Here is a 23,269-nt window from a genome sequence, read left to right on the forward strand (position 1 = left end):
ATCGTGCGTCTCACCGTATGCCCGCCGCGGCGCAGGCGGCGGCGTAGGCGGGCGAGCAGATATCCTTCACGGTCCAGAAGCCGTCCGCAACCACGGTCGCCATGATGTCGTGCACGGTGACGGCGACGGGCTGGTACTGCGTGCTCGGCACCCCGTCGATGAGGGTCGGCGACGCGGGAGGCGTGCCGCGGATGAGATCGACGGCAACCTGCGCCGCACGGTCGGCTTCGCGTCCGATGGCCTTGTAGACGGTCATGTACTGGTCGCCCGACACGATGCGCTGGATGGCCGACAGCTCGGCATCCTGTCCGGTCACCACCGGCATCGGCGACACGTTCGCGGCCTTCAGTGCGGCGATCGCGCCGCTCGCGACACCGTCGTTGGCGGCGTAGACACCGACGATGCGATCGCCGTACTGGGTGATCTGTCCGGCGACCCACTCCTGGGCCTTGTCGGGGCTCCAGTCGGGCGTCGAGTACGACGCGAGGATCTGCACGCCGCTGGTCGAGAAGACGGATGCCGCGCCCGCCGCGAACTGTGCGGCGTTGCTGTCGGTGGGCGAGCCGTTCACGACGAGGATGCCGCCCTGCGACAGTGTGCCGCGGTCGGTGAGCCCTTGTACGAGCGCGGTCGCCTGCAGCTCGCCGACCTTCTGGCCGTCGAAGCCGACGAAGTAGGACACCCCACCGCCGGTGATGAACCGGTCATAGGCGATGACCGGCACTCCCGCGGCGCGCGCTGCGGCGACGACGCTCGCGGCCGCATTCGAGTCCACCGGATCGAGCACCAGGACCTTGGCGCCGGCGGCCAGCGCCGACTCGGCCTGCGACTGCTGCTCCGCGGCATCCTGGTCGGCGTTCGAGTAGATCACGTCGTACGGGCCGAGAGCGGCGACGGACTTCTCGAACAACGGGCGGTCGAAGGACTCGTAGCGGGCGGTCTTGGCGTCGGGGAGCAGCAGCGCGATCTTGGCGCGCTGATCACCCGCGGGGGCGCATCCGACCAGTGACGCCGCGAGCGCGACGGTGACGGCGACCCCCAGCGCTGCACGTGCCAGCGTCCTCGCCAGGTTCACGCCTCTTATTCAAACCCATCCGCGGCGCTCTCGCGCGTCAGGCGGGCAAAGAGATGGCGGATGTCGCGGCTCCGCCCACGCTCAGTGCGCTGATGATGGCACCTCGGGTCTCGGCCCACTCGCCGAGGGACGCGCCGACGAGGGTCGGCACCCCCGAGGTCGACTGCAGGGCGCTGCGCTCGAGGGAGTGGCGCATGGGGGCGAGCAGGATCTCTCCGGCCTGGGCGAGCTCGCCGCCGATGACGACCACCTCGGGGTCGACGAGGTTGCACAGGCTCGCGAGCGCGACGCCGATGTGGCGCCCCGCGTCGGCGATCACCCGGTGCGAGCGGCCGTCGCCGCCCTCGGCCGACTGGATGAGGTCGCCGAGGCGCTGCATCCCCTCCGAACGCGGGAAGAGCGAGAGGAGCGCGGGTCCGGCGGCGTACGTCTCGAGGCACCCGCGGTTGTTGCAACGGCAGACCGGGCCGTTCTCGTCGATGGTCACATGGCCGATCTGGCCCGCCTTGCCGTGCGCGCCCGGCAGCACGTCGCCGCCGACGACGATGCCCGCACTGATGGTGTGACCCACCCGCACGAACACGGAGCTGCCGATGCCGATCGCGGCGCCCTCGCGCGCCTCGGCGATTGCTCCCGCGTTCGCCTCGCTGTCGGCGATGACGGCGCAGTCGATGCGCGCCTCGAGGCTCGAGGCGATGTCGATGCCCTCCCAGCCGCGCAACAGGCCCGGTGTCGACACCATGCCGGTGCGCGGGTCGAGCGAGGCGGGCAGGGCCACACCGACCGCGAGCAGGTCGCGGGTGGTCATGCCGAGCGAGTCGAGCATGTCGCCGAGCAGCAGCGCGAGCCGGTCGAGCTCGGCGTCATGACGGTGGTCGGGGGCGAGGGGGAGGGAGGTCTCGCTGACGATCGTGCGGGTCGCGTCGGCGAGGGCGATGCGCAGGTGCCGGGCGCTGTAGTGCACGCCGGCGACGAGGCCGGTCTGGCGGGCGAGCGAGACGAGGATCGCGCGGCGTCCGCTGCGCGACGTGGTCGACGTGTCGAGCACACCGGACGCGGTGAGCTCCTTCACGATGTTCGACACCGTGGCGGGGGAGAGACCCGTGCTCTCAGCCAATTCGACCTGGGTGAGCCTGCCGTGTCGCTTCAGCGACTCGACGAGGCGCACCCGGTTCGCCTCGCGCAGAGACGACTGTGAGCCGGGTGGAATGTTCCGGCGGACCACGAGCACACTCTAGCGAGTCGCAGCCCGGGCGTGTCTATGTGTCGCCGTGCGGCCATCTCCCGTGTCGGTGGGGCGGATGCCGCGGCATCCGCCCCGTTCGGGTCACGCCTCGGGGATCAGCCGGTTGAAGAACTCCTCGCGCGGGGCGTCGGGGTCGGGGCCGTTGCGCACGCCGCGGTCGAGGCCGTCGATCGCGGCGAGGGCCGCGGCATCCAGCTCGACCTCGCCCGCCGCGAAGTTCTCGGCGATGCGGGCGGGGTTCACCGACTTGGGGATCGCCGACCGACCCTGCTGCAGGTGCCACGCGAGCATGACCTGCGCCGGGGTCGCGCCTACGCGCTCGGCGATCGCGGCGATCTCCGGGTCGTGCATGACGCTGCGCCGCTCGTCGCCCCAGGGGCCGGGGTAGAAGGTGATGCCGCCGATCGGCGACCACGCCTGGTTGAGGATGCCCTGCGCCTCGTCGACCGCGAGCAGCTCTCGCTGCGCGAAGTACGGGTGGATCTCGAGCTGATTGAGGGCCGGCACCACCTCGGTCTCGGCGCGCAGGCGCTCGAGGTGGTGGGGGAGGAAGTTGCTCACGCCGATCGCGCGCACCCGGCCGTCGGCCAGCAGCGACTCCAGTGCCCGGTAGGCGGCGATGGTCCTCTCGAACCGGGTCGGCGCGGGCTGGTGGAGGATCAGGATGTCGAGGGTGTCGACCCCGAGCTTCGCCGTGGCCTTCTCGAACGCGTGCAGCGTCTCGTCGTAGCCGTAGTCGGACACCCAGACCTTCGTCTCGATGACGATGTCGTCGCGGGCGACGTCGCTCCGCGCGATCGCGCGGCCGACCTCGCGCTCATTGCCGTAGGCGGCGGCCGTGTCGATGTGGCGGTAGCCGACGCGCAGCGCCTCGGTGACCGACGCGATGGTCTCGTCCGGCGGGGTCTGGAAGACGCCGTAGCCGAGGGCGGGCAGGGTGACGCCGTTGTTCAGCGTCAGGGTGGGGATGCTCATGCCCGTGACGGTACGCCGCGAGCGGATGCCCCGGGAGGTACTGGCGTTACCCGGCACGAGCGGTCCTCCCGCGCCCGCGCGCGAGGTCGTGAAATGGGATCACACCCCATCCGGGTGCTCGAACGACAGTGAAGGACTCCATGAAGGCCACATTCATGTACGGCGCGGGCGATGTGCGCGTCGAGACCGTTGCCGACCCGGTCATCCGCCAGCCCACCGACGCCATCGTGCGCGCGGTGCGCGCGTGCGTCTGCGGCTCCGACCTGCACCCCTACCACTCCCTGCACGCGAGCGACACCGGGCGGCCCATGGGCCACGAGCTCATCGGCGTCGTCGAGGAGATCGGTGCGGACGTACGCACGGTGAAGCCCGGCGACTTCGTCGTCGTGCCGTTCGCGTTCCAGGACAACACCTGCGTGTTCTGCCGGGAGGGCTTCCAGACCTCCTGCGTGCACGGCGGCTGGTACGGCTCGCCGGAGGTCGGCGGGCTGCAGGCCGAGCTCGCCCGCGTGCCCCAGGCCGACGGCAGCCTCGTGGTCGTGCCCGGACTCACCCCCGACACCGCCTCCGAGGAGCTTCTCGCGTCGCTCCTCACGCTCTCGGACGTCTACCTCACCGGCTACCACGCGGCCTACATGGGCGAGGTGCAGCCCGGGAAGACCGTCACGGTGATCGGCGACGGCGCGGTCGGGCTCTCGGCCGTTCTCGCAGCCCGTCAGCTCGGCGCCGAGCGGATCATCCTCATGGGTCGTCACGCCTCGCGCACCGACCTCGGGGTCGCCTTCGGCGCGACCGATGTCGTGGCCGAGCGAGGCGCCGACGGCGTCGCGCGCGTGCTCGAGCTCACGAACGGCGAGGGCTCGCACATCGTGCTCGAAGCGGTCGGCCACATGCCCGCCTACGAGCAGGCCTACGGCATCGTGCGTCCCGGCGGCATCATCTCCCGCGTGGGCGTGCCGCAGTACGAGGAAGCCCCGATCGGCTTCGGATCTCTCTTCGGCAAGAACGCCCGTCTCGCGGGCGGGCCGGCGCCGGTGCGCGCCTACCTCGAGCCGGCCATCCAGCAGGTGCTCGACGGTGTCATCGACCCGGGCCGCGTCTTCGACCGCACCGTCGGCATCGACGACGTTCCCGCCGGCTACGCCGCCATGGACGCGCGCGAGGCACTGAAGGTCATGGTCTCCTTCTGATGACCGCACAGCCGCTGACGGCCGGAGGGCGCACAGTGGCGGCGAGGCATCCGATCGCGATCCTCGTCGTCATCCTGCTCAGCTACTTCATGGTGCTGCTCGACAACTCCGTGATCTTCACGGCGCTGCCGAGCCTGGAGGTCGACCTCGGCCTCGGACCGGGAGAGCTGTCGTGGGTGCAGGACGCCTACACCCTCGTCTTCGGCGGTCTGCTGCTGCTCGGTGCGCGGGCCGGAGACCTGCTCGGCCGCCGCGGCGTCTTCGTCGCCGGGCTCGCGATCTTCGCCGCCGCATCGCTCGCGATCGGGCTCGCACCGTCGGGCGGGTGGCTGATCGGCGCGCGGGCGGTACAGGGGGTCGGCGCCGCGATCGTCGCGCCGACGTCGCTGGCCCTCCTGACGGCGACCTTCCCGGCGGGGCGCGAACGCGCCCGAGCCGTCGCGCTCTACGGCGCCACGGCCGGCATCGGCGCGAGCCTCGGCATGGTCGTCGGCGGCGCCTGCGCCGAACTGCTCAGCTGGCGCGCCGGCTTCTTCCTCAACGTGCCCATCGGCATCGCCATGATCGTGCTCGCCCCGCGTTACCTGCCCGAGACCGCCCGGGCGACGGGTCGGTTCGATCTCGTCGGCGCGCTGACCGCGACTCTCGGCGTCGGCTCGCTCGTCTTCGCGATCATCACCGCCGCCGAGCAGGGATGGACGGCGACCCCGACGCTCGTCGCGGGGGCGGTCGGCATCCTTCTGCTGGTCGGATTCGTCGTGAACGAGTCGGTGGCGCCGCAGCCCATCCTGCCGCTGCGCCTGCTGCGCAGCAGGGTGAGGGTCGGCGCGTACCTCGCTCGGCTGCTCTACATGGGCGCGATGATCGGGTTCTTCTTCTTCACGACCCAGTTCCTGCAGGACGTGCTCCGCTTCACGCCGCTGCAGGCCGGGCTGGGCTTCCTGCCGATGACGGTCGTGAACTTCGCCGTCGCGCTCGCGGTCACCCGCGTCGTGCGGTCGATCGGTGCCGGTCCCACCCTCGTCGCCGGCATCGTGCTGACACTCGTGGGCGTCGCGTGGCTCAGTCGGGTCGTGCCCGAGAGCGACTACCTCACGGCCGTCGCCGCCCCCATGCTCGTGATCGGCGCCGGTCAGGGTCTCGCCTTCGCGCCGCTCACCGCGGCGGGCATCGCCGGGGTCGCCGCCGCCGATGCCGGCGCGGCATCCGGTCTCGTCAACACGTTCCACCAGGTCGGCATGTCGCTCGGCCTCGGTGTGCTGGTGGTCGTCGCGGCGGGCGCGCACGGCACGGATGCCGCCGCCTCCGTTGCGGCAGAGGTCGCGGCCGCCCTCACCGCCGCCGCCGTCCTCCTGACCCTGTGCGCGATCGTCGCCGCGACGCTCGTGCTGCCTCCGCTCATGCGCGAACGACGCGCCCACACTCGAAAGGACACCCCATGAGCACGACCAAGTTCCCCGTAGCCCCGACCTTCCGCGGCCCTGCTGAGTGGTTCGACGGCGACGTGTACGTCAACGCCCACTACACGGGCGTCGCCCCCTCGCGCGCGCGCCTCAACCTCGTCCGCTTCATGCCCGGCGCCCACACCGCCTGGCATCGTCACGCCGTCGGCCAGGTGCTGCATGTCACCGACGGGCTCGGCTGGGTGCAGTCGCGCGGCGGCGAGCTGATCGAGCTGCGCCCCGGCGACACCGTCTTCACGCCTGCGGGGGAATGGCACTGGCACGGCGCCTCGGCGCAGAATGCGATGTGCCATCTCGCGCTCTGGGAGGCGCCCCTCGAGGAGGGCGTTCCCGAGACGGAGTGGGGCGCGAAGCTCACCGACGACGAATACCCCGCCTGAACGGCGACGAAGGAGACATCCGATGTCCGACTGGAACCCCACCGAGCTCGCCCGCATCGGCGACGCGACCGAACTGCGCATCGCCTCGACCCGCGCCGACGGCACCCTGCGTCCCTGGGTGACGATCTGGCACGGCGTCGTCGACGGCGTGCTCTACGTGCGCTCGGCGCACGGCCCGGAGAACGGCTGGTACCGCCGCGCCCGCGCCGCGGGCACCGGCCGTGTCGCCGCGGGCGGCGTCGAGCAGGACGTCACCTTCACCCCCGCCGACGCGGCGGTGCGGGCGGCACTGGATGCCGCGCTGCACGCGAAGTACGACCGGTTCGGTCCCGCCTACGTCGGGGCGATCACCGGCGACGACGTGCTCGAGACGACGCTGCGGGTCGACCCCCGCTGACGGTTCGGGCGGGGGAGCCCGCCCGGATCACTCCGCGCCGATGAGCGCCGCGTCGGCGGTGAAGTCGGCGCTCGCCGCCCACGAGGCGAGCAGGGTCAGCGCATCGGCGCTCGGCGAGCCCGCCGGCGCCGTGTAGACGTTCATGACGAGACCCGGCTCGCTGGGCAGCTCCATCGACTCGAAGTCGAGATCGAGATCGCCGACCACCGGGTGGTGCAGACGCTTGCGCCCGCTGCGGTGGTATTTCACGTCGCGCGAGGCCCACCGCTGCCGGAACAGCTCGCTCTGCGTCGACAGCTCGCCGATGAGCGTGATGAGGTCGGTGTCGTGCGGCGTGCGGCCCGCTTCGAGGCGCAGCATCGCGGCGGCGTCGTTCGCGATCTGGTCGTAGTCGCGCCAGAAGGTGCGGGCCGCAGCATCCAGATACGTGAACCGGGTCGTGTTGACCGGGCGGCGGGGGCTGTCGAACACCGGCGCGTAGAGGGCGCGGCCGAGACGGTTCGCCGCCAGAATGTCGTGTCGACCGTTGCGGACCCACGCGGGTGCGTCGGCCATCGCATCGAGCACCTGCCGCACCGCGGGGCGCACCGTCTCGGCGGGCTTCGCGGGCACGCGGATGCCGGGGCTCGCCGCCCGCGCGAGGTCGAACAGGTAGTCGCGCTCGGCCGCGTCGAGCCGCAGCGTGCGCGCGAGCGCGTCGAGCACGCTCTCGGAGGCGCCCGCGAGGTTCCCGCGCTCGAGACGGATGTAGTAGTCGACCGAGACGCCCGTGAGCATCGCGACCTCCTCGCGGCGCAGCCCCGCCACGCGACGGTTGCCGCCGTAGGCGGGCAGACCCGCCTCCTGAGGGGTGATGCGCGCGCGACGCGAGCTCAGGAACTCGCGCACCTCGGCGCGGATGTCGTGCATGCGTCCACGCTACGTCTCGCCGGTGCGGCGCGGGAGGTACTGGCGGTACCCCCGCTACTTCGCGACGACGGTCGTCTCGAAGCTGTACATGTCGGGCCGGTAGCAGTGGTGGCCGTACTCGAGAGCACGGCCGGAGTTGTCGAAAGCGATGCGCTCCATCGTGAGCAGCGGGCCGCCGCGCTCGACATCGAGCAACTCGGCCTCATCGCCCTGCGCGCGCCGGGCGCCGATCTTCTGCTTGGCGATCTGGATCGTCACACCGCGCGCACGGAGGATCTGATAGAGCCCGCGATCCTGCAGCTGCTCGGTCGTGATGTCGGAGAACTCGATCGGGAGGTAGTTCTCGAGCACGGCCACGGGCACGCCGTCGGTGCTGCGCTGGCGGCGGATGAAGACGACGTCGGTGCCGACGGCCACCCCGAGACCCTCCGCGACCGGATCGGTCGCGGGCACGATCTCGTGGGCGAGCACGCGCGTGCCGGGCTCGTGGTGGCTGTTGCGGAGGTCCTCGTAGAGGCTCGTGAGCTCGACGGGGCGGGTGACCTGCCCCTGCACGACCTGAGTGCCGATCCCGCGGCGGCGCACGAGCAGGCCCTTGTCGACGAGCTCCTGGATCGCGCGCCGGATGGTCGGCCGGGAGAGACCGAGCCGTACGGCGATGGCGATCTCGTTCTCGAGACGGGCGCCGGCGGGGATCACGCCGTCGTGGATGGCGGCCTCGAGCCGGCTCGACACCTGGAAGTAGAGGGGCACCGGTCCCGTGCGGTCGAGGTCGGTGAACAGCTCTTCCGGCCAGTAGATCTCGTCGCTCGCCATCGCGCTCGCCGCCTCCTCTTCGGGGCTCACTCCCATGTCGCGACAATCTTACGTATGTCGACACATGTTCGGTGATATCGACGCGGAGCGGGGTGTTGCGGCATCCGAAGTGCCCCTTGCCGACAGGTCAACATGTGCTATTGTTAGGACATGCCGTCGACCAGGGCGGCGCAGGTTTCCGAAGAGAGTTGTACAGCGGAGTATGACGCAGAACACGGCACCCGAGATCCTCGCGATCGGTCGCCTCGGCGTGGACATCTATCCCCTTCAGGACGGTGTCGGGCTCGAGGACGTCGCGACGTTCGGCAAATACCTCGGCGGCAGCGCCGCCAACGTCGCGGTGGCCGCCGCACGCCACGGTCGGCGCTCGGGCCTCGTGAGCCGCGTCGGCCACGACCCGTTCGGTCGCTATCTGCTGCGTGAGCTCGACCGCCTCGGCGTCGACCCGCGGCTCGTCGCCGTGGATCCGGCGCTGAAGACCCCCGTCACCTTCTGCGAGATCTTCCCGCCCGACGACTTCCCGCTGTACTTCTACCGCGAGCCGAAGGCGCCCGACCTCAACATCGACGACGCGCAGCTCGACCTCGCCGCCGTGCGCGGAGCCGACGTGCTCTGGCTCACCGCGACCGGACTCACCCAGGAGCCCAGTCGCTCGGCGCACCACACCGCTCTCGCCGCACGCGACCGTGCCCGCCACACCGTGCTCGATCTCGACTACCGGCCCATGTTCTGGTCGGGTCCTGCCGCTGCGAGCGAGCAGATCGAGCCCGTCCTCGGCCAGGTCACGGTGGCCGTCGGCAACCGTGAGGAGTGCGAGGTCGCCGTCGGCGAGACCGATCCGCACCGCGCCGCCGACGCACTGCTCGAGCGGGGTGTCGAGATCGCGATCGTCAAGCAGGGACCGCGTGGCGTGCTCGCCAAGACCGCGGACGAGAGCGTCGAGGTCGCTCCCTACTTCGTGGATGTCGTCAACGGCCTCGGCGCGGGCGACGCCTTCGGCGGGGCGCTCTGTCATGGACTGCTGTCGGGGTGGAGCCTCGGGCGCATCGTGCGCTTCGCGAACGTCGCGGGTGCCATCGTCGCCTCGCGGCGCGAGTGCTCGACGGCGATGCCGACGACCGATGAGGTCGAGGCCGTACTCGAGAGGATCCGCTGAGATGGCCGCGCACACTCTGGGGGACGCGGACTTCGCCCGCGTGCGGGACATCCGCGCCCACCGGCCCGAATCGATTCGGACCGCCCTGGCCGACCGTGTCCGCCGGCCGCTGCTGCGCGGTGACGGGCGCCTGTTCATCGTCGCCGCCGACCACCCGGCGCGCGGCGCCCTCTCGGTCGGTGCCGACGCGCAGGCCATGGCCGACCGCTACGACCTGCTCGACCGCCTCGCGACCGCCCTGCAGCGGCCCGGCGTCGATGGCGTGCTCGGCACCCCTGATGTGATCGACGACCTCGCCGCCCTCGGCCTGCTCGACGACAAGATCGTCGTCGGCTCGATGAACCGCGGCGGGCTGCGCGGCGCCGCGTTCGAGATGGATGACCGCTTCACCGGCCACGACGTCGCGGGCATGGTGTCCGACGGCATCGACGTCGCCAAGACGCTGCTGCGTGTCAACTTCGCGGATGCCGCGACCGCCCCGACGCTCGAGACCACGGCGCACGCCGTGACCGAGGCCGCCGCCGCCCGACTGCCGATCATGCTCGAGCCGTTCATCAGCCGGTGGGTGGACGGACGGATCGTCAACGACCTGTCGACGGACGCAGTCATCCTCTCGATCGCCATCGCCCAGGGTCTCGGATCGACGAGTGCCTACACCTGGCTGAAGCTGCCGGTCGTCGACGACATGGAGCGGGTGATGGCGGCGACGACGCTGCCGACCCTGCTGCTCGGCGGAGACTCGGGGGCCGATCCCGACGAGACCTTCGCGTCCTGGGAGGCCGCGCTCGGACTTCCCGGGGTGCGGGGCCTTACCGTGGGCCGTACCCTGCTCTATCCGCCCGACGGTGACGTCGCCGCGGCCGTGGACATCGCGGCCGGCCTCGTGCACCCCGACCTGTGACCCCAACCGAGGAGAGTTCCGACATGAGCACCACTGTCTCCGCCCCCGCCGGCACCGCCGACGCCACCGATGTGCGTGTGATCTCGCACTGGATCGACGGCGCCGAACGCGTGTCGACGAGCGGCCGCACCGCCCCCGTCTACAACCCGGCTACGGGCGCCGTGAGCGCGCACGTCGCGCTCGCCGATCAGGCCGAGATCGACGAGGCGATCGCCTCCGCGCAGCGCGGTTTCGAGATCTGGAAGGATTACTCGATCGCGAAGCGCCAGACGGTGCTGTTCGCGTTCCGCGAGCTGCTCAACGCCCGCAAGGGCGAGCTCGCCCGCATCATCACCGCCGAGCACGGCAAGGTCGTCTCCGATGCGATCGGTGAGATCCTGCGCGGCCAGGAGGTCGTCGAGCTCGCGACCGGGTTCCCGCACCTCATCAAGGGTGCGTACTCCGAGAACGTCTCCACCGGCATCGACGTCTATTCGCTGCGTCAGCCCCTCGGCGTCGTCGGCATCATCTCGCCGTTCAACTTCCCGGCGATGGTGCCGATGTGGTTCTTCCCCATCGCGATCGCCGCCGGCAACGCCGTCGTCGTCAAGCCCAGCGAGAAGGACCCCTCCGCCTCGCTCTGGATCGCTCAGCTGTGGAAGGAGGCCGGACTTCCCGACGGCGTCTTCACGGTGCTGCAGGGAGACAAGCTCGCCGTCGACGGGCTGCTCACGAATCCCGTCGTGCAGTCGGTCTCCTTCGTCGGCTCGACTCCCATCGCGCAGTACATCTACGAGACCGCCTCGCGCAACGGCAAGCGCGTGCAGGCCCTCGGCGGCGCGAAGAACCACATGCTGGTGCTGCCCGACGCCGACCTCGACCTCGTCGCCGACCAGGCTGTCAACGCGGGCTACGGCGCTGCGGGCGAGCGCTGCATGGCGATCTCGGTCGTGCTGGCCGTCGAGCCGGTCGCCGACGAGCTGATCGCGAAGATCGTCGAGCGCATCGGCAAGCTCAAAATCGGCAACGGTGCGGGCATCGACGGCGTCGAGCCCGACATGGGGCCGCTCATCACGGGTGTGCACCGCGACAAGGTGTCGTCGTACGTCGACATTGCCGAGCAGGATGGCGCCACCATCGTCGTCGACGGTCGCGGCTTCACCGTCGACGGTCACGAGGACGGCTTCTTCTTCGGTCCGACCCTGATCGACGAGATCCCGACGACCTCCCGCGCCTACCAGGAGGAGATCTTCGGCCCCGTGCTCGAGGTCGTGCGGATCCAGACGTTCCAGGAGGGTCTCGACCTCATCAACTCGGGCCAGTTCGGCAACGGCACCGCGATCTTCACCAACGACGGCGGCGCCGCACGGCGGTTCCAGAACGAGGTGCAGGTCGGCATGATCGGCATCAACGTGCCGATCCCCGTGCCGGTCGCCTACCACTCGTTCGGCGGCTGGAAGGCGTCGCTGTTCGGCGACGCGAAGGCCTACGGCGTGCACGGGTTCGACTTCTTCACCCGCGAGAAGGCCATCACGAGCCGCTGGCTCGACCCCGCAACCCACGGCGGCATCAACCTCGGGTTCCCGCAGAACACCTGATCCAGACCCGGATGCCGCGGCCCCGCCGATCTGGCCGCGGCATCCGCTCCTCTCCTCCCTCACGAAAGCAGCACTGCCATGCCCGCTCCCGACCAGCGCTGGTTCCACCGGCGCGGCGCCCTCGCCCGCGACGGGTGGGAGAGCGTCGTCGACGCCTCGACTCCCGGCTGGGCCCACACGGGCATCCGGGTGGCCGAGCTCGCCGCCGGCGACGTGCTCGCCCTCGATGAGCGCGACGTGGAGCGCATCGTGGTGCCGCTCGCGGGGAGCTTCCGGATCGAGACGGCGGACGCCGCCTACGACCTCGCCGGGCGGGCGAGCGTGTTCGACGGCCCTACCGACGTGCTCTACCTCGGCGCGGGCGCGGCCGCGACCCTGACGGGGAGCGGGCGCGTCGCCGTCGCCACCTCGCCGACGACCGAGCAGCGCCCGACGCGCCACATCGCCCGCAGCGATGTGCCCGTCGAGCTGCGGGGGGCGGGGGCATCCAGCCGCCAGGTGCACAACTTCGGCACCCCGCAGGCCCTCGACGCCGCGCGGCTGATCGTCTGCGAGGTGATCACCCCCGCCGAGAACTGGTCATCGTACCCGCCGCACAAGCACGACGAGCACGACCCCGGTCACGAGACACGGCTCGAGGAGATCTACTACTTCGAGTCCGCGCCGGCGCGCGGCGCCGCCGGGGGAGCCGCGGCATCCGCCTTCGGCATGTTCTCGACCTACTCGTCTCCCGCGGGCGACATCGAGATCGACGCGATGGTGCACTCGGGCGACATCGCCCTGGTGCCCTACGGCTACCACGGCCCCGCGGTCGCGGCGCCCGGCTACGACCTCTACTACCTCAACGTGATGGCCGGCCCCGACCCCGATCGCGCCTGGCTCATCAGCGACGACCCCGCCCACGCCTGGGTGCGCAGCACCTGGGACGGCCTCGAGATCGACCCGCGCCTGCCGTTCACCGCGGCCGGCGAGGAAGGCAGCACCCGATGAGCGCGACGAAGCGCATGACCGTCAGCCAGGCGTTGGTCGAGTTCCTCGCCCACCAGTGGACGGTGGACGGCGACATCCGCGAACGCACCATCCCGGGCGTCTTCGGCATCTTCGGCCACGGCAACGTCGCGGGTGTCGGCCAGGCGCTCAAGCAGCTGAACGTCGAGCAGCCCGACCTGATGCCCTATTACCAGGCGCGCAACGAGCAGGCGATGGTGCATCAGTCGGTCGGCTACGCGCGCATCCACCGGCGCCGCGCCACGTTCGCCTCGGCCGCGTCGGTCGGGCCCGGCGCGACGAACATGCTCACCGGCGCCGCGCTCGCGACCACCAACCGTCTGCCCGCCCTGCTGCTGCCCTCCGACACGTTCGCGACCCGCGTCGCCGACCCGGTGCTGCAGCAGCTCGAGCAGCCCTGGGACATCGGGCTCACGGTCAACGACGCGTTCCGTCCGCTCTCGCGCTTCTTCGACCGCGTGCAGCGGCCCGAGCAGCTCTACTCGATCGCGCTCGCCGCCCTGCGCGTGCTGACAGACCCGGCCGAGACCGGCGCCGTCACGATCGCGCTGCCCGAGGACGTGCAGGCGGAGACCATCGACGTGCCCGTCGCGTTCCTCGCCGACCGCGAGTGGCACATCCGCCGGCCGCTCCCCGAGCGTGCCGCCCTCGCGCGCGCCGTCGCGGCGATCCGCTCCGCGGAGCGTCCTTTCCTCGTCGTCGGCGGCGGTGTGATCTACTCCGGGGCTGAGGAGCACCTGCGCGCGCTCGTCGAGGCCACCGGCATCCCGGTCGGAACCACGCAGGCGGGCGGCGGCGCGCTCGCCTTCGACCACCCGCAGTACCTGGGCGGGGTCGGGGCGACCGGAACGACCGCGGCGAACCGGCTCGCGGCAGAGGCCGATGTCATCATCGGCATCGGCACGCGGTACAGCGACTTCACGACCGCCTCGCGCACGGCCTTCCAGAACCCGGACGTGCGCTTCGTCAACATCAACATCGCCTCCTTCGACGCCTACAAGCACGGCACGCAGATCGCCGTCGTCGCCGACGCGCGCGAGACCCTCGCGGAGCTCGCGATCGAGCTCGAGGGCTTCGAGGTGTCGGCCGAGTACGCTGCGCGCACCGCGCAGGAGAAGGGCGTCTGGGATGCCGCGGTCGACCGTGCGCTCGCCGCGACCGACGCGCCGCGTCCCGGCCAGCCCGAGATCATCGGCGCCGTGCAGTCGGCGTCGGCCCCGGCGGATGTCATCGTGCAGGCCGCCGGTTCGCTGCCGGGAGATCTCCACAAGCTGTGGCGGGTGCGCGATCCGCTCGGGTACCACGTCGAATACGCGTTCTCGACGATGGGATACGAGATCGCGGGCGGCCTCGGCGTCAAGCGCGGGCTCGACGCCCTCGACGACGACCGCGACGTCATCGTCATGGTCGGCGACGGGTCGTACCTCATGCTCAACTCCGAACTGGTCACGGCGGTCGCCGAGGGCATCAAGATCATCGTCGTGCTCGTGCAGAACCACGGCTACGCGTCGATCGGCCACCTGTCCGAGACCGTCGGGTCCGACCGCTTCGGCACGAAGTACCGCACCTACGACGCCGACGCACGCAACTTCCAGGGCGACCAGGTGCTGCCGGTCGACCTGGCGGCGAACGCCCGCAGCTACGGGCTCGACGTCGTCGAGATCGCCCCCGGCGCCACCGCGACCGCCGATCTTCACGCCGCCGTCGTCGCGGCCAAGGCGAGCACCCGGTCGACGCTGATCCACATCGAGAGCGATCCTCTCGTCTACGCCCCGGACGGCGAGGGCTGGTGGGACGTGCCGATCCCGGCCGTCTCCACCCTGCCGTCCACCCAGCGCGCACGCGCCGCATACGAGGAGCAGCGTCGGGCCCAGCGCCCGCTGCTCGGAGAGGAAGGTGGGCGATGAAGGCCACCGTCGCCGGAGCACCCGTCAGTTTCGGAGTGTTCGAGCTCACCCCCGAGGGTGCCGAGACCCTCAGTCCCGACGCGATGCTGCGCATCCTCGCCGACTCCGACTACCGGGGCGTCGACCTGGGTCCCCTCGGCTTCCTCGGCGAGGGAGACGTGCTGCGTCGCCGTCTCGCCGAGTACGACCTGTCGCTCGCCGGCGGGTGGGTGCAGCTGCCGTTCTCCGACGACGATGCGTTCGCCGCCAGCATCCCGTCGCTGCACGCCGCCCTCCGGGTGTTCTCGGATGCCGCGGCCGCCGGGCCCGCGCGACTGCCGCTGCCCACCCTCGCCGACGACGGGTCGGTCGCCCGCCGCGGCGCCCCGGGGCGCGGCGAGGAGGTCGACCCCCTCGCGGAGGCGGCCTGGGAGCGTCTGATCGCGAACGCGGAGCGCGCCGCCGACATCGTGCGGGCTGCGGGCTTCGAGCCGACGTTCCACCACCACGCCGGCACGTTCGTGGAGTCGCCCGCGGAGATCGACCGGTTCCTCGCGAACGTGAACGTCGACCTCACCCTCGACACCGGGCACCTGTTCATCGCGGGCGGCGACCCGGCCGACGCGGTGCGCCGCTGGGGGTCCCGCATCAACCACCTCCACCTGAAGGATGTCGATCTCGCCGAGCTGCGCCGTGTGCTCGCGGCCGGCGGCGGCATGCCCGAGGTGTGGTCGTCGGGGTCGTTCGTGGCGTTCGGGCGCGGCGACGTCGACCTTGCCGCGGTGATGGACGCCATCGCCGCGCAGGATTACGACGGATGGATCGTCGTCGAGCAGGACGTGCTCAACGGCCCGGATGTCTCCCTCTCGGCGTTCCAGCGCGACCGTGCCGCCGACCAGCAGATCAACCGCGACGCCCTGCGCATCTGGGCCTGAGACCTTCGAGGACACCACCATGACGACCCCTCTCCGCTTCGGTCTGATCGGCACCGGCCGGATCGGCCAGGTGCACGCAGCGAGCATCGCCGCCGATGCCGACGCCGTGCTGGCGCGCGTCGCCGACCCCTTCATCGACGGCGCCCGCGCCGTCGCCGAGACGTACGGCGCGATCGCGACCGCTGACGCCGAGGAGCTGTTCACCGCCGGCGACCTCGACGCGGTGCTCATCGCGTCCCCGACGCCGACGCACGTCGACCTGATCGCCCGTGCGATCGACGCGGGCATCGCCGTGCTGTGCGAGAAGCCGATCGATCTCGACATCGCCCGCGTCGACGCGCTGCGCCCCCGCGTCGCGGCATCCGGCGTGCCGGTCGCGCTCGGCTTCAACCGTCGCTTCGACCCGGCGTTCGCCGAGGTGCGGGCACGGGTCGACGCGGGCGAGATCGGTGCGCTCGAGCAGCTGTCGATCATCAGCCGCGACCCGTCGGCACCGCCCGCCGCCTACGTCGGCATCTCGGGCGGCATCTTCCGCGACATGACGATCCACGACTTCGACATGGCGCGCTTCTTCCTGCCCGACATCGTCGAGGTGAGCGCGACGGGCACCACCACCTTCGACCCGGGCGCCCGCGAGCACGGCGACTTCGACACGGCCGTCATCACGCTGCGGTCCGCCTCGGGGGCGATCGTCTCGATCACGAACTCCCGCCACAGCGCGGTCGGATACGACCAGCGCATCGAGGCGTTCGGTGAGCTCGGCTCGCTGTCGGTCGCCAACATGCCCACGAGCCTCGTGAGCGTCTCGGGCGCCGCCGCCGTCGAAGCCCGTCCGCCGTATCAGAGCTTCTTCCTCGAGCGTTACGCCGACGCCTATGCGGCGGAGCTGCACGAGTTCATCAAGCTCGCCCGCGGCGAGGCGTCCACCAGCCCCACCTTCGAGGACGGCCGTGCGGCGCTCGTTCTCGCCGACGCGGCGCAGCGCTCGGCGACCGAGCGCGTCATCGTGCCTGTCGACCTTTCCTGACCCCCGAGGATCCACCATGACCATCGACACCGACGCCCCGCTCGCCCGCGCGGCCGCGACCACCCCCACCTCGCTCTGGAACGACTCGGCCGACCCCGACGAGCTCGCGCAGTCCATCGCCTTCGGCGCGGTCGGAGCCACCTGCAATCCGGTCATCGCGCTGACCGCGATCACCAAGCGACCGGATGTCTGGGGTCCCCGCCTGCGCGAGCTCGCCGACGAGCATCCGACGTGGGGCGAGTCGGAGCTCGGGTGGGCGGCGGTGCGCGAGCTGTCGGTGGCCGCGGCGCGGCTGCTCGAACCGGCCTTCGCCGCCAGCGGCGGACGCAACGGGCGACTGTCGATCCAGACCGACCCGCGGCTCCACCGCGATCGCGATGCCCTCGTCGCCCAGGCGGTCGAGTTCTCGACGCTCGCGCCGAACATCATCGTGAAGATCCCCGCGACCGCGACGGGCGTGGCCGCGATGGAGGAGGCCGCGTACCGCGGCGTCAGCATCAACGCGACGCTGAGCTTCACGGTGCCGCAGGCGCTCGCCGTCGGAGCAGCGCTCGAGCGGGCACTCGACCGGCGTGCGGCCGACGGGCTCGAGGAGCGCGAGTTCGGTCACGTCGTCACGATCATGGGCGGTCGTCTCGATGACTGGCTGAAGAAGTGGGCGAACGCGCAGCGGATCCTCACCACCCCCGGGGTGCTCGACTGGGCGGGAGTGGCAGCTCTCAAGCGGGCGCATCACCTCTTCCGGGAGCGGGGATACCGCAGCCGCATCCTCTCGGCGGCCTTCCGCAACGCGCTGCAGTGGTCGGAGCTGGTCGGGGGCGACCTCGTCGTCTCGCCGCCGTTCGACTGGCAGGCTCGCATCAACGAGAACCGCATCGCGGTGGCCGACCGCATCGACGTGCCGGTTGCGGCGGACATCCTCGCCGAGCTCGAGACGCTCAGCGAGTTCCGGCGCGCGTACGAGCCCGACGGGCTCGCGCCGGAGGAGTTCGCGACGTTCGGCGCCTCCCGCAACACCCTGCGGCAGTTCCTCGAGGCCGACGCCCAGCTCGACGCGCTCGTGCGCGACATCCTCGTGCCGGCGGCCTGAGATGCCCGTCCGTCTCGCGGCCTCCGCGGAGATGCTCTTCCGCGACCTCCCGTTCGTCGATCGGGTGCGCCGCATCCACGAACTCGGCTTCGAGGTCGAGATCTGGGACTGGAGCACGAAGGACCTCTCGGAGCTGGCCGCCACGGGTGCCACCTTCTCGTCGATGACGGGATATCTGCGCGGCGACCTCACGACGCCGCACGGCATCGCCGAACTGCTCGCGACTGCCGAAGAGTCCCTTCGGGCCGCTGAGCTCATCGACTCGCCGCGGTTGAACCTCCACGGCACGGGACTCGACCCGAACGGGTTGCCCGTCGTGCCGCACGACGTCGTCACCGGCGCCGAGTGGCTGATCGCGGCCGACACGCTCAGCCGTCTCGCCGAGCTCGGGGAGCGCGCCGGGCGGGTGTTCACACTCGAGAACCTCAACACCGCCGTCGACCACCCGGGCACACCTTTCGCCCGCGCCGAGGACACCCTCGCGCTCGTCTCCGCGGTCGACAGCCCCGGGCTGCGACTCAACCTCGACCTCTACCACGCGCAGATCGGCGAGGGGAACCTCATCGAGCTCGTGCGTCGCGCGCAGCCCTGGATCGGCGAGATCCAGGTGGCGGACGTCCCGGGTCGACAGGAGCCGGGGACGGGTGAGATCAACTACCGTGCGATCGGCGATGCGCTCGCCGCGATCGCGTATGACGGCGTGGTGGGGCTGGAGAGTTGGGCGAGCGGATCGAGCGACGACGCTCTCGACGCCTTCCGACGCGCCTTCGCCTGAGCTGATGACGAGAGGGGCCGGTGAGCGGTTCGCTCACCGGCCCCTCTCGTCATGCCTCAGCCGAACGTGGTCTCGCCGTCGACCTCGGGCACCTCGACCCAGCCGCCGGTCTCCGCGGAGCGCAGCGCCGCGGAGACGATCTCGGCGGCGGCCCAGGCGTCGGCGGCGGAGGGGGCGAGCTGCGTGCCTGTTGCCACCGAGCGCAGGAACAGCGATGCCTCGATCGCCTTGAGGTCGTCGAATCCCATGCTCGTGCCGACGCCGGGCTGGAATCGTGAGAAGTCACCGAACTCGGGACCTGCCATGACCGTGCGATAGCCCGACGGATCGTCGGCGATCTGCAGTTCATTCAGGCGCTGGAAGTCCCACCGCAGGGAGCCCTTGGTGCCGTACACCTCGAGCACGTACTCGGCACGCGGACCGATCGCGACGCGGCTGGACTCGAGCACACCGACGGCGCCTCCCTCGAATCGCGCGAGAAGTGCGGCGTAGTCCTCGTTCTCGACGGCGCCGCGGGGGCCGTCCTCGGAACCCTTCGAGAAGTGGCTGGCGGCACCCGCTGCCGGGAGGGGGCGCTCGGGGATGAAGGTCGCCGTCAGCCCGTTCACCGAGGTGATGCGCCCCACGACGTACTGGGCGAGGTCGGCACCGTGGGAGAGCAGATCGCCCAGGACTCCGGAGCCGGCGCGGGCGGTGAGGAACCGCCAGGTCAGGGCTCCGGCGGGGTCGGCCGAGTAATCGGCGAGGAACGAGACCCGCACGTTCGTGATCGTGCCGATGGCCCCCGAGCGCACCAGCTCGCGCGCGCGGGCGACGGCGGGCACGTGCCGGTAGTTGAATCCCACCGACGTGACCAGTCCAGCTGATTCGGCACGCTCGGCGATCTCGCGGGACTCGACAGCACCGCGTCCCATGGGCTTCTCGATCCAGAACGGCTTTCCCGCCTCGATGGCGGCGAGGGCGATCTCGTGATGGAGGAAGTTCGGCGAGCAGATCGACACCACGTCGACCTCCGGGTCGGCCAGCACCTCGCTGTAGTCGGCGACGGCGCGGTCGAATCCGAGAACGTCGGTCGCGTACTCGCGTCCGCCGGCATCGGGGTCGGCGGCCACGACGAGGCGCGGCGCATAGGTCAGGTCGGGGTAGTGCTGGCCGGCGGCGAGGTAGGAGCGGGCATGCAGCCGTCCCATCCACCCGACGGAGATCAGGCCTACGCCGAGCGGCGTGCGCGTGGTCATCTCGGTCCTCCTTTGGATCGACATCGGTGCGCGGGCGGGGTTCCCGCGCGAGTCTGTGGCCAGCCTACGCGCTAGTTGACAGAATGTAAGAACAAATTGTCGAGAAATGCTGGACATCGTTCATTTGATCGGACATACTCTCATTCACGGGTCGGTCCCAGAGCCCGTCCGCACTCACTCAACGAAGAGAAGGAGCACCAGAGTTGGTCAAGAAGAAGCTCGCCATCATGGCGGCAGGCGTGGCGGTCCTCGCTCTCGCCCTCGCAGGTTGTTCGGGGAAGGCCTCGAGCAGCTCAACCGCAGACGCGGCGAACGCGTCGATCAAGATCTGCATCTACACGCACGGTGACGGCGGGACCTTCTGGTCCGTCGTGCAGAAGGGAGCGGAGGACGCCGCCAAGCAGCTCGGCGTCACGCTGGACTACCAGGGCTCGTCGAACGACTCCGCCAAGCAGGCCTCGACGATCTCCGCCGGAGTCAAGGGCGGCTGCTCGGCGATCGGCGCATCGGCTCCGGACCCGGGCGCCATCAAGGACGCGATGCTCGCGGCGAAGGCGGCGAACCTGCCGACCCTCACCCTGAACTCGGGTTCGGATGTCTACAAGGATCTCGGCGCCTTCACCCACGTCGGTCAGGACGAGACCGTGGCGGGTGAGCAGGCGGGTCTGAAGTTCAACGACCTCGGCCTCAAGAAGATCCTCTGCCCGATCCAGGAGGCCGCGAACTCCGGGCTCACCGATCGATGCAACGGCGCCGCGAAGACCTTCAAGGGCACCGTGCAGCAGTTCAACGTCGACGGCGCGCTCGCCGACCTGACCGGTGCAGAGGCGAAGATCCAGGCGGCCCTCCAGGCCGACCCGACGATCGACGGCGTGTTCGCCCTCAACGCCGACGTCGCCACGGGAGCCGTGCTCCCCGCCGTGCAGGCCGTCAACCCGAAGATCGTCGTCGGCACCGTCGACCTGTCGAACGACGCCCTCAAGGCGATCAGCGCGGGCACGCTCGCCTTCGCGATCGACCAGCAGCAGTACGCGCAGGGCTTCCTCGCCGTGCAGCTCCTGTACTTGGCCGTGAAGGACGCGATCGAGGTCGGTGGCGGCAACCCCGTCTACACCGGTCCGGCGTTCGTCACCAAGGACAACGTCCAGGCGGTCCAGGCTTCGGTCCAGGCCGGCACCCGCTAGTCCCTCCGGGCGGCGCGTTCGTCACCATGACGGGCGCGCCGCCCTTCTTCAGAGAGCAGCCACAACATGTCTTTCCTCACGAACACGAGCAACATCGCGGTCGATGAACGCGTGAGCCGCACCCCCTGGTACCTCAAGACGCTCCGCCGCCCCGAGCTCGGCGCACTGATCGGCGCGGTCGCGATCTTCCTCCTCTTCACCTTCGTCGACACGACCGGCAAGTTCGCGACCCTCGAGGGCGCGGCCGGCTGGACCGACTTCGCGGCCCCCGTCGGCATCGTCGCGGTCTTCGTCGCACTCCTCATGATCGGCGGCGAGTTCGACCTCTCCTCGGGCGTCATGGTCGGAACGTCGGGCCTGTTCGCGGGTCTGCTGATCACTCAGCTCGGCTGGAACGTCTGGGCCGCCATCGCGGCCACCGTCGTCATGGCCGCCGTGATCGGCTTCATCAACGGCATCCTGGTGATCCGCACCGCGCTCCCGTCCTTCATCGTCACCCTCGGCACCTTCTTCGTGCTCAAGGGCGCGAACCTCGCCATCACGAAGGGTCTCACCGGCACGGTCCGCGTCTCGGGCGTCGACCAGGGGGATGGGTTCGACTCCGCCAGGTCGCTGTTCTCCTCGACCTTCGACGTCGCCGGCACCCAGTTCCAGATCTCCCTGGTGTGGTGGCTCGTGATCACGATCTTCGCGACGCTTCTGCTCACCCGCACGGTCTTCGGCAACTGGATCTTCGCCTCGGGCGGCGACGCGAACGCCGCGCGCAACGCCGGCGTCCCGGTGAACCGCACCAAGATCACCCTGTTCGTGATGACCTCGGTGTCCGCATCGCTCGTCGGCATCATGTTCCTGCTGCGTCTTCGCGGCATGCAGGCCGGCCAGGGTGTCGGCCAGGAGTTCTACTACATCATCGCCGCGGCGGTGGGCGGCACGCTCCTCACCGGTGGCGCCGGCTCCGCGATCGGAGCCTCGATCGGTGCGCTGATCATGGGCTTCGCGGCCATCGGCATCCCCTACGCGCTCTGGGACCAGGACTGGGTGTCGACGTTCCTCGGCGTCATCCTCTTCTCCGCCGTGCTGATCAACATCACCATCTCGCGTCGCGCCCAGGGAGGTCGCAAGAAATGAGCACCGTCAACGAGCCTCAGGACGAGACGAACGCGGTCGCCGACCAGGAGATCGTCGCGGCCGTCGAAGAAGCCGCGGCCGAGAACGCGCACGAGCTTCCCACCGGAGTTCAGGCCGCCCTCGAGCTGAAGAAGGTCGGCAAGACCTTCGGCAGCGTGATCGCGCTGCGCGACATCAGCCTCCGTGTCGACCCGGGCACCGTCACGTGCGTCCTCGGCGACAACGGCGCCGGCAAGTCCACGCTGATCAAGATCCTGTCGGGCGTCCACAAGCCGAGCTCGGGCTCCGTCACGCTCGACGGCGAGCCGGTCGAGTTCTCGTCGCCGCGCGATGCGCTCGGGCGCGGAATCGCGACGGTGTTCCAGGACCTCGCCACGGTTCCCCTGATGTCGATCTGGCGCAACTTCTTCCTCGGCAACGAGCCCGTCAGCGGCCCGAAGGCTCTCGGACTCCTTTCCGTGAAGAACGCCAAGGACGTCACGAAGTCCGCCCTCAAGCAGATGGGAATCGACCTGCGCGACACCGACCAGCCGATCGGCACGCTCTCGGGCGGTGAGCGCCAGGCCGTCGCGATCGCCCGGGCCGTGCACTTCGGTGCCAAGGTGCTCATCCTCGACGAGCCGACGAGCGCTCTCGGTGTGCGTCAGTCGGGCATCGTGCTGAAGTACATCCTCGCGGCGCGCGACCGCGGCGTCGCCGTCGTGTTCATCACGCACAACCCGCACCACGCCTTCATGGTCGGCGACCGGTTCTACCTGCTCAACCGCGGCCGGCTGCTCGCGGAGTTCGAGCGGGGCAAGGTGCAGCTCGAGGAACTCATCCAGGCGATGGCCGGCGGTGCCGAGCTCGAGTCCCTCGCCCACGAGATCTCGTCGATCCGCGCCTGATCGCGCTGGCGTTCCCAGAAGCACGA

Annotated in this window: 22 protein-coding genes; 16 read left to right on the forward strand and 6 right to left on the reverse strand. The window is 70.5% G+C overall.

Going from position 1 to position 23,269, the window contains the following annotated elements; translation table 11 throughout:
• Positions 1-10: 10 nt before the first annotated feature.
• The 3 genes from BGO15_RS05360 to BGO15_RS05370 form a co-directional block, all read right to left on the reverse strand.
• On the reverse strand, positions 11-1,075 hold the full coding sequence (locus tag BGO15_RS05360) for a sugar ABC transporter substrate-binding protein (protein ID WP_048809006.1): 1,065 nt from the start codon (positions 1,073-1,075) through the stop codon (positions 11-13).
• Between the two features lie 37 nt (positions 1,076-1,112).
• On the reverse strand, positions 1,113-2,300 hold the full coding sequence (locus BGO15_RS05365) for an ROK family transcriptional regulator (RefSeq protein ID WP_235557439.1): 1,188 nt from the start codon (positions 2,298-2,300) through the stop codon (positions 1,113-1,115).
• A 102-nt stretch (positions 2,301-2,402) separates the two neighbouring features.
• A complete protein-coding gene (locus tag BGO15_RS05370; protein ID WP_056519371.1) occupies positions 2,403-3,296 on the reverse strand; it encodes an aldo/keto reductase in 894 nt (297 codons plus the stop codon).
• Between the two features lie 140 nt (positions 3,297-3,436).
• Between BGO15_RS05370 and BGO15_RS05375 the strand changes: the two genes are divergently transcribed.
• The 4 genes from BGO15_RS05375 to BGO15_RS05390 are packed head-to-tail and all read left to right on the forward strand — an operon-like array spanning position 3,437 to position 6,726.
• A complete protein-coding gene (locus BGO15_RS05375) occupies positions 3,437-4,486 on the forward strand; it encodes a zinc-binding dehydrogenase (RefSeq protein ID WP_048809009.1) in 1,050 nt (349 codons plus the stop codon).
• Positions 4,486-5,928, forward strand: coding sequence for an MFS transporter (locus BGO15_RS05380; protein WP_056207649.1), 1,443 nt, complete (start codon positions 4,486-4,488; stop codon positions 5,926-5,928). Before BGO15_RS05375 ends, BGO15_RS05380 begins: the two co-directional genes overlap by 1 nt.
• Complete coding sequence (locus BGO15_RS05385) at positions 5,925-6,329, forward strand: (R)-mandelonitrile lyase (protein WP_045247785.1); 405 nt, start codon at positions 5,925-5,927, stop codon at positions 6,327-6,329. Before BGO15_RS05380 ends, BGO15_RS05385 begins: the two co-directional genes overlap by 4 nt.
• Positions 6,330-6,351: 22 nt before the next feature.
• A complete protein-coding gene (locus BGO15_RS05390; RefSeq protein ID WP_056207646.1) occupies positions 6,352-6,726 on the forward strand; it encodes a DUF2255 family protein in 375 nt (124 codons plus the stop codon).
• 27 nt (positions 6,727-6,753) lie between these two features.
• On the opposite strand, the gene BGO15_RS05395 is transcribed toward BGO15_RS05390, so the two are convergent.
• The gene (locus BGO15_RS05395; RefSeq protein ID WP_045247787.1) at positions 6,754-7,635 is read right to left on the reverse strand and encodes a helix-turn-helix transcriptional regulator; all 882 of its coding nucleotides are present in this window, start codon (positions 7,633-7,635) and stop codon (positions 6,754-6,756) included.
• Positions 7,636-7,689: 54 nt separating this feature from the next.
• Positions 7,690-8,451, reverse strand: coding sequence for a GntR family transcriptional regulator (locus BGO15_RS05400; RefSeq protein WP_056207643.1), 762 nt, complete (start codon positions 8,449-8,451; stop codon positions 7,690-7,692).
• Positions 8,452-8,653: 202 nt separating this feature from the next.
• Between BGO15_RS05400 and iolC the strand changes: the two genes are divergently transcribed.
• From iolC to BGO15_RS05445, 9 genes are all read left to right on the forward strand, one after another.
• A complete protein-coding gene (iolC, locus tag BGO15_RS05405; RefSeq protein WP_056519374.1) occupies positions 8,654-9,607 on the forward strand; it encodes a 5-dehydro-2-deoxygluconokinase in 954 nt (317 codons plus the stop codon).
• A 1-nt stretch (position 9,608) separates the two neighbouring features.
• Positions 9,609-10,508 carry a Cgl0159 family (beta/alpha)8-fold protein gene (locus BGO15_RS05410; RefSeq protein WP_056207640.1) on the forward strand — a complete coding sequence of 300 codons (900 nt, stop codon included), beginning with the start codon at positions 9,609-9,611 and terminating at the stop codon, positions 10,506-10,508.
• Between the two features lie 23 nt (positions 10,509-10,531).
• Positions 10,532-12,085, forward strand: a complete 1,554-nt coding sequence (locus BGO15_RS05415; protein ID WP_056519377.1) for a CoA-acylating methylmalonate-semialdehyde dehydrogenase — start codon at positions 10,532-10,534, stop codon at positions 12,083-12,085.
• A 78-nt stretch (positions 12,086-12,163) separates the two neighbouring features.
• The gene (iolB, locus tag BGO15_RS05420) at positions 12,164-13,075 is read left to right on the forward strand and encodes a 5-deoxy-glucuronate isomerase (RefSeq protein WP_056519380.1); all 912 of its coding nucleotides are present in this window, start codon (positions 12,164-12,166) and stop codon (positions 13,073-13,075) included.
• The gene (iolD, locus tag BGO15_RS05425) at positions 13,072-15,000 is read left to right on the forward strand and encodes a 3D-(3,5/4)-trihydroxycyclohexane-1,2-dione acylhydrolase (decyclizing) (protein WP_056519384.1); all 1,929 of its coding nucleotides are present in this window, start codon (positions 13,072-13,074) and stop codon (positions 14,998-15,000) included. The genes iolB and iolD overlap by 4 nt, the downstream gene beginning before the upstream one ends.
• Positions 14,997-15,914 carry a sugar phosphate isomerase/epimerase family protein gene (locus BGO15_RS05430; RefSeq protein ID WP_045247794.1) on the forward strand — a complete coding sequence of 306 codons (918 nt, stop codon included), beginning with the start codon at positions 14,997-14,999 and terminating at the stop codon, positions 15,912-15,914. Before iolD ends, BGO15_RS05430 begins: the two co-directional genes overlap by 4 nt.
• A 19-nt stretch (positions 15,915-15,933) precedes the next feature.
• The gene (gene iolG / locus BGO15_RS05435; protein ID WP_056207626.1) at positions 15,934-16,941 is read left to right on the forward strand and encodes an inositol 2-dehydrogenase; all 1,008 of its coding nucleotides are present in this window, start codon (positions 15,934-15,936) and stop codon (positions 16,939-16,941) included.
• Between the two features lie 16 nt (positions 16,942-16,957).
• Positions 16,958-18,031, forward strand: a complete 1,074-nt coding sequence (locus tag BGO15_RS05440; protein WP_056207623.1) for a transaldolase family protein — start codon at positions 16,958-16,960, stop codon at positions 18,029-18,031.
• Between the two features lies 1 nt (position 18,032).
• Positions 18,033-18,806, forward strand: coding sequence for a TIM barrel protein (locus BGO15_RS05445; RefSeq protein ID WP_056519387.1), 774 nt, complete (start codon positions 18,033-18,035; stop codon positions 18,804-18,806).
• A gap of 56 nt (positions 18,807-18,862) precedes the next feature.
• Here the strand turns inward: BGO15_RS05445 and BGO15_RS05450 are convergent, their stop codons facing one another.
• On the reverse strand, positions 18,863-20,044 hold the full coding sequence (locus BGO15_RS05450) for a Gfo/Idh/MocA family protein (protein WP_056519390.1): 1,182 nt from the start codon (positions 20,042-20,044) through the stop codon (positions 18,863-18,865).
• A gap of 203 nt (positions 20,045-20,247) precedes the next feature.
• On the opposite strand from BGO15_RS05450, the gene BGO15_RS05455 reads away from it, so the two are divergent.
• The 3 genes from BGO15_RS05455 (at position 20,248) to BGO15_RS05465 (ending at position 23,243) form a co-directional block, all read left to right on the forward strand.
• Positions 20,248-21,228, forward strand: a complete 981-nt coding sequence (locus BGO15_RS05455; protein WP_048809011.1) for a substrate-binding domain-containing protein — start codon at positions 20,248-20,250, stop codon at positions 21,226-21,228.
• 66 nt (positions 21,229-21,294) lie between these two features.
• Positions 21,295-22,356, forward strand: a complete 1,062-nt coding sequence (locus BGO15_RS05460) for an ABC transporter permease (RefSeq protein WP_045247799.1) — start codon at positions 21,295-21,297, stop codon at positions 22,354-22,356.
• Positions 22,353-23,243 carry an ATP-binding cassette domain-containing protein gene (locus BGO15_RS05465; protein WP_048809012.1) on the forward strand — a complete coding sequence of 297 codons (891 nt, stop codon included), beginning with the start codon at positions 22,353-22,355 and terminating at the stop codon, positions 23,241-23,243. The genes BGO15_RS05460 and BGO15_RS05465 overlap by 4 nt, the downstream gene beginning before the upstream one ends.
• Positions 23,244-23,269 lie beyond the last annotated feature (26 nt).

Origin of the sequence: Microbacterium sp. 71-23, assembly GCF_001897265.1 — a bacterium.
In the GTDB taxonomy this organism is placed as follows: Bacteria; Actinomycetota; Actinomycetes; order Actinomycetales; family Microbacteriaceae; genus Microbacterium; species Microbacterium ginsengisoli.

Excerpts from the sequence above, each read along its gene's own strand:
- BGO15_RS05370 (WP_056519371.1), bottom strand. The coding sequence starts at position 3,296 with ATGAGCATCCCCACCCTGACGCTGAACAACGGCGTCACCCTGCCCGCC.
- BGO15_RS05375 (WP_048809009.1), top strand. The coding sequence starts at position 3,437 with ATGAAGGCCACATTCATGTACGGCGCGGGCGATGTGCGCGTCGAGACC.
- BGO15_RS05380 (WP_056207649.1), top strand. The coding sequence starts at position 4,486 with ATGACCGCACAGCCGCTGACGGCCGGAGGGCGCACAGTGGCGGCGAGG.
- BGO15_RS05385 (WP_045247785.1), top strand. The coding sequence starts at position 5,925 with ATGAGCACGACCAAGTTCCCCGTAGCCCCGACCTTCCGCGGCCCTGCT.
- BGO15_RS05390 (WP_056207646.1), top strand. The coding sequence starts at position 6,352 with ATGTCCGACTGGAACCCCACCGAGCTCGCCCGCATCGGCGACGCGACC.
- BGO15_RS05395 (WP_045247787.1), bottom strand. The coding sequence starts at position 7,635 with ATGCACGACATCCGCGCCGAGGTGCGCGAGTTCCTGAGCTCGCGTCGC.
- BGO15_RS05400 (WP_056207643.1), bottom strand. The coding sequence starts at position 8,451 with ATGGCGAGCGACGAGATCTACTGGCCGGAAGAGCTGTTCACCGACCTC.
- iolC (WP_056519374.1), top strand. The coding sequence starts at position 8,654 with ATGACGCAGAACACGGCACCCGAGATCCTCGCGATCGGTCGCCTCGGC.
- BGO15_RS05410 (WP_056207640.1), top strand. The coding sequence starts at position 9,609 with ATGGCCGCGCACACTCTGGGGGACGCGGACTTCGCCCGCGTGCGGGAC.
- BGO15_RS05415 (WP_056519377.1), top strand. The coding sequence starts at position 10,532 with ATGAGCACCACTGTCTCCGCCCCCGCCGGCACCGCCGACGCCACCGAT.
- iolB (WP_056519380.1), top strand. The coding sequence starts at position 12,164 with ATGCCCGCTCCCGACCAGCGCTGGTTCCACCGGCGCGGCGCCCTCGCC.
- iolD (WP_056519384.1), top strand. The coding sequence starts at position 13,072 with ATGAGCGCGACGAAGCGCATGACCGTCAGCCAGGCGTTGGTCGAGTTC.
- BGO15_RS05430 (WP_045247794.1), top strand. The coding sequence starts at position 14,997 with ATGAAGGCCACCGTCGCCGGAGCACCCGTCAGTTTCGGAGTGTTCGAG.
- iolG (WP_056207626.1), top strand. The coding sequence starts at position 15,934 with ATGACGACCCCTCTCCGCTTCGGTCTGATCGGCACCGGCCGGATCGGC.
- BGO15_RS05440 (WP_056207623.1), top strand. The coding sequence starts at position 16,958 with ATGACCATCGACACCGACGCCCCGCTCGCCCGCGCGGCCGCGACCACC.
- BGO15_RS05445 (WP_056519387.1), top strand. The coding sequence starts at position 18,033 with ATGCCCGTCCGTCTCGCGGCCTCCGCGGAGATGCTCTTCCGCGACCTC.
- BGO15_RS05450 (WP_056519390.1), bottom strand. The coding sequence starts at position 20,044 with ATGACCACGCGCACGCCGCTCGGCGTAGGCCTGATCTCCGTCGGGTGG.
- BGO15_RS05460 (WP_045247799.1), top strand. The coding sequence starts at position 21,295 with ATGTCTTTCCTCACGAACACGAGCAACATCGCGGTCGATGAACGCGTG.
- BGO15_RS05465 (WP_048809012.1), top strand. The coding sequence starts at position 22,353 with ATGAGCACCGTCAACGAGCCTCAGGACGAGACGAACGCGGTCGCCGAC.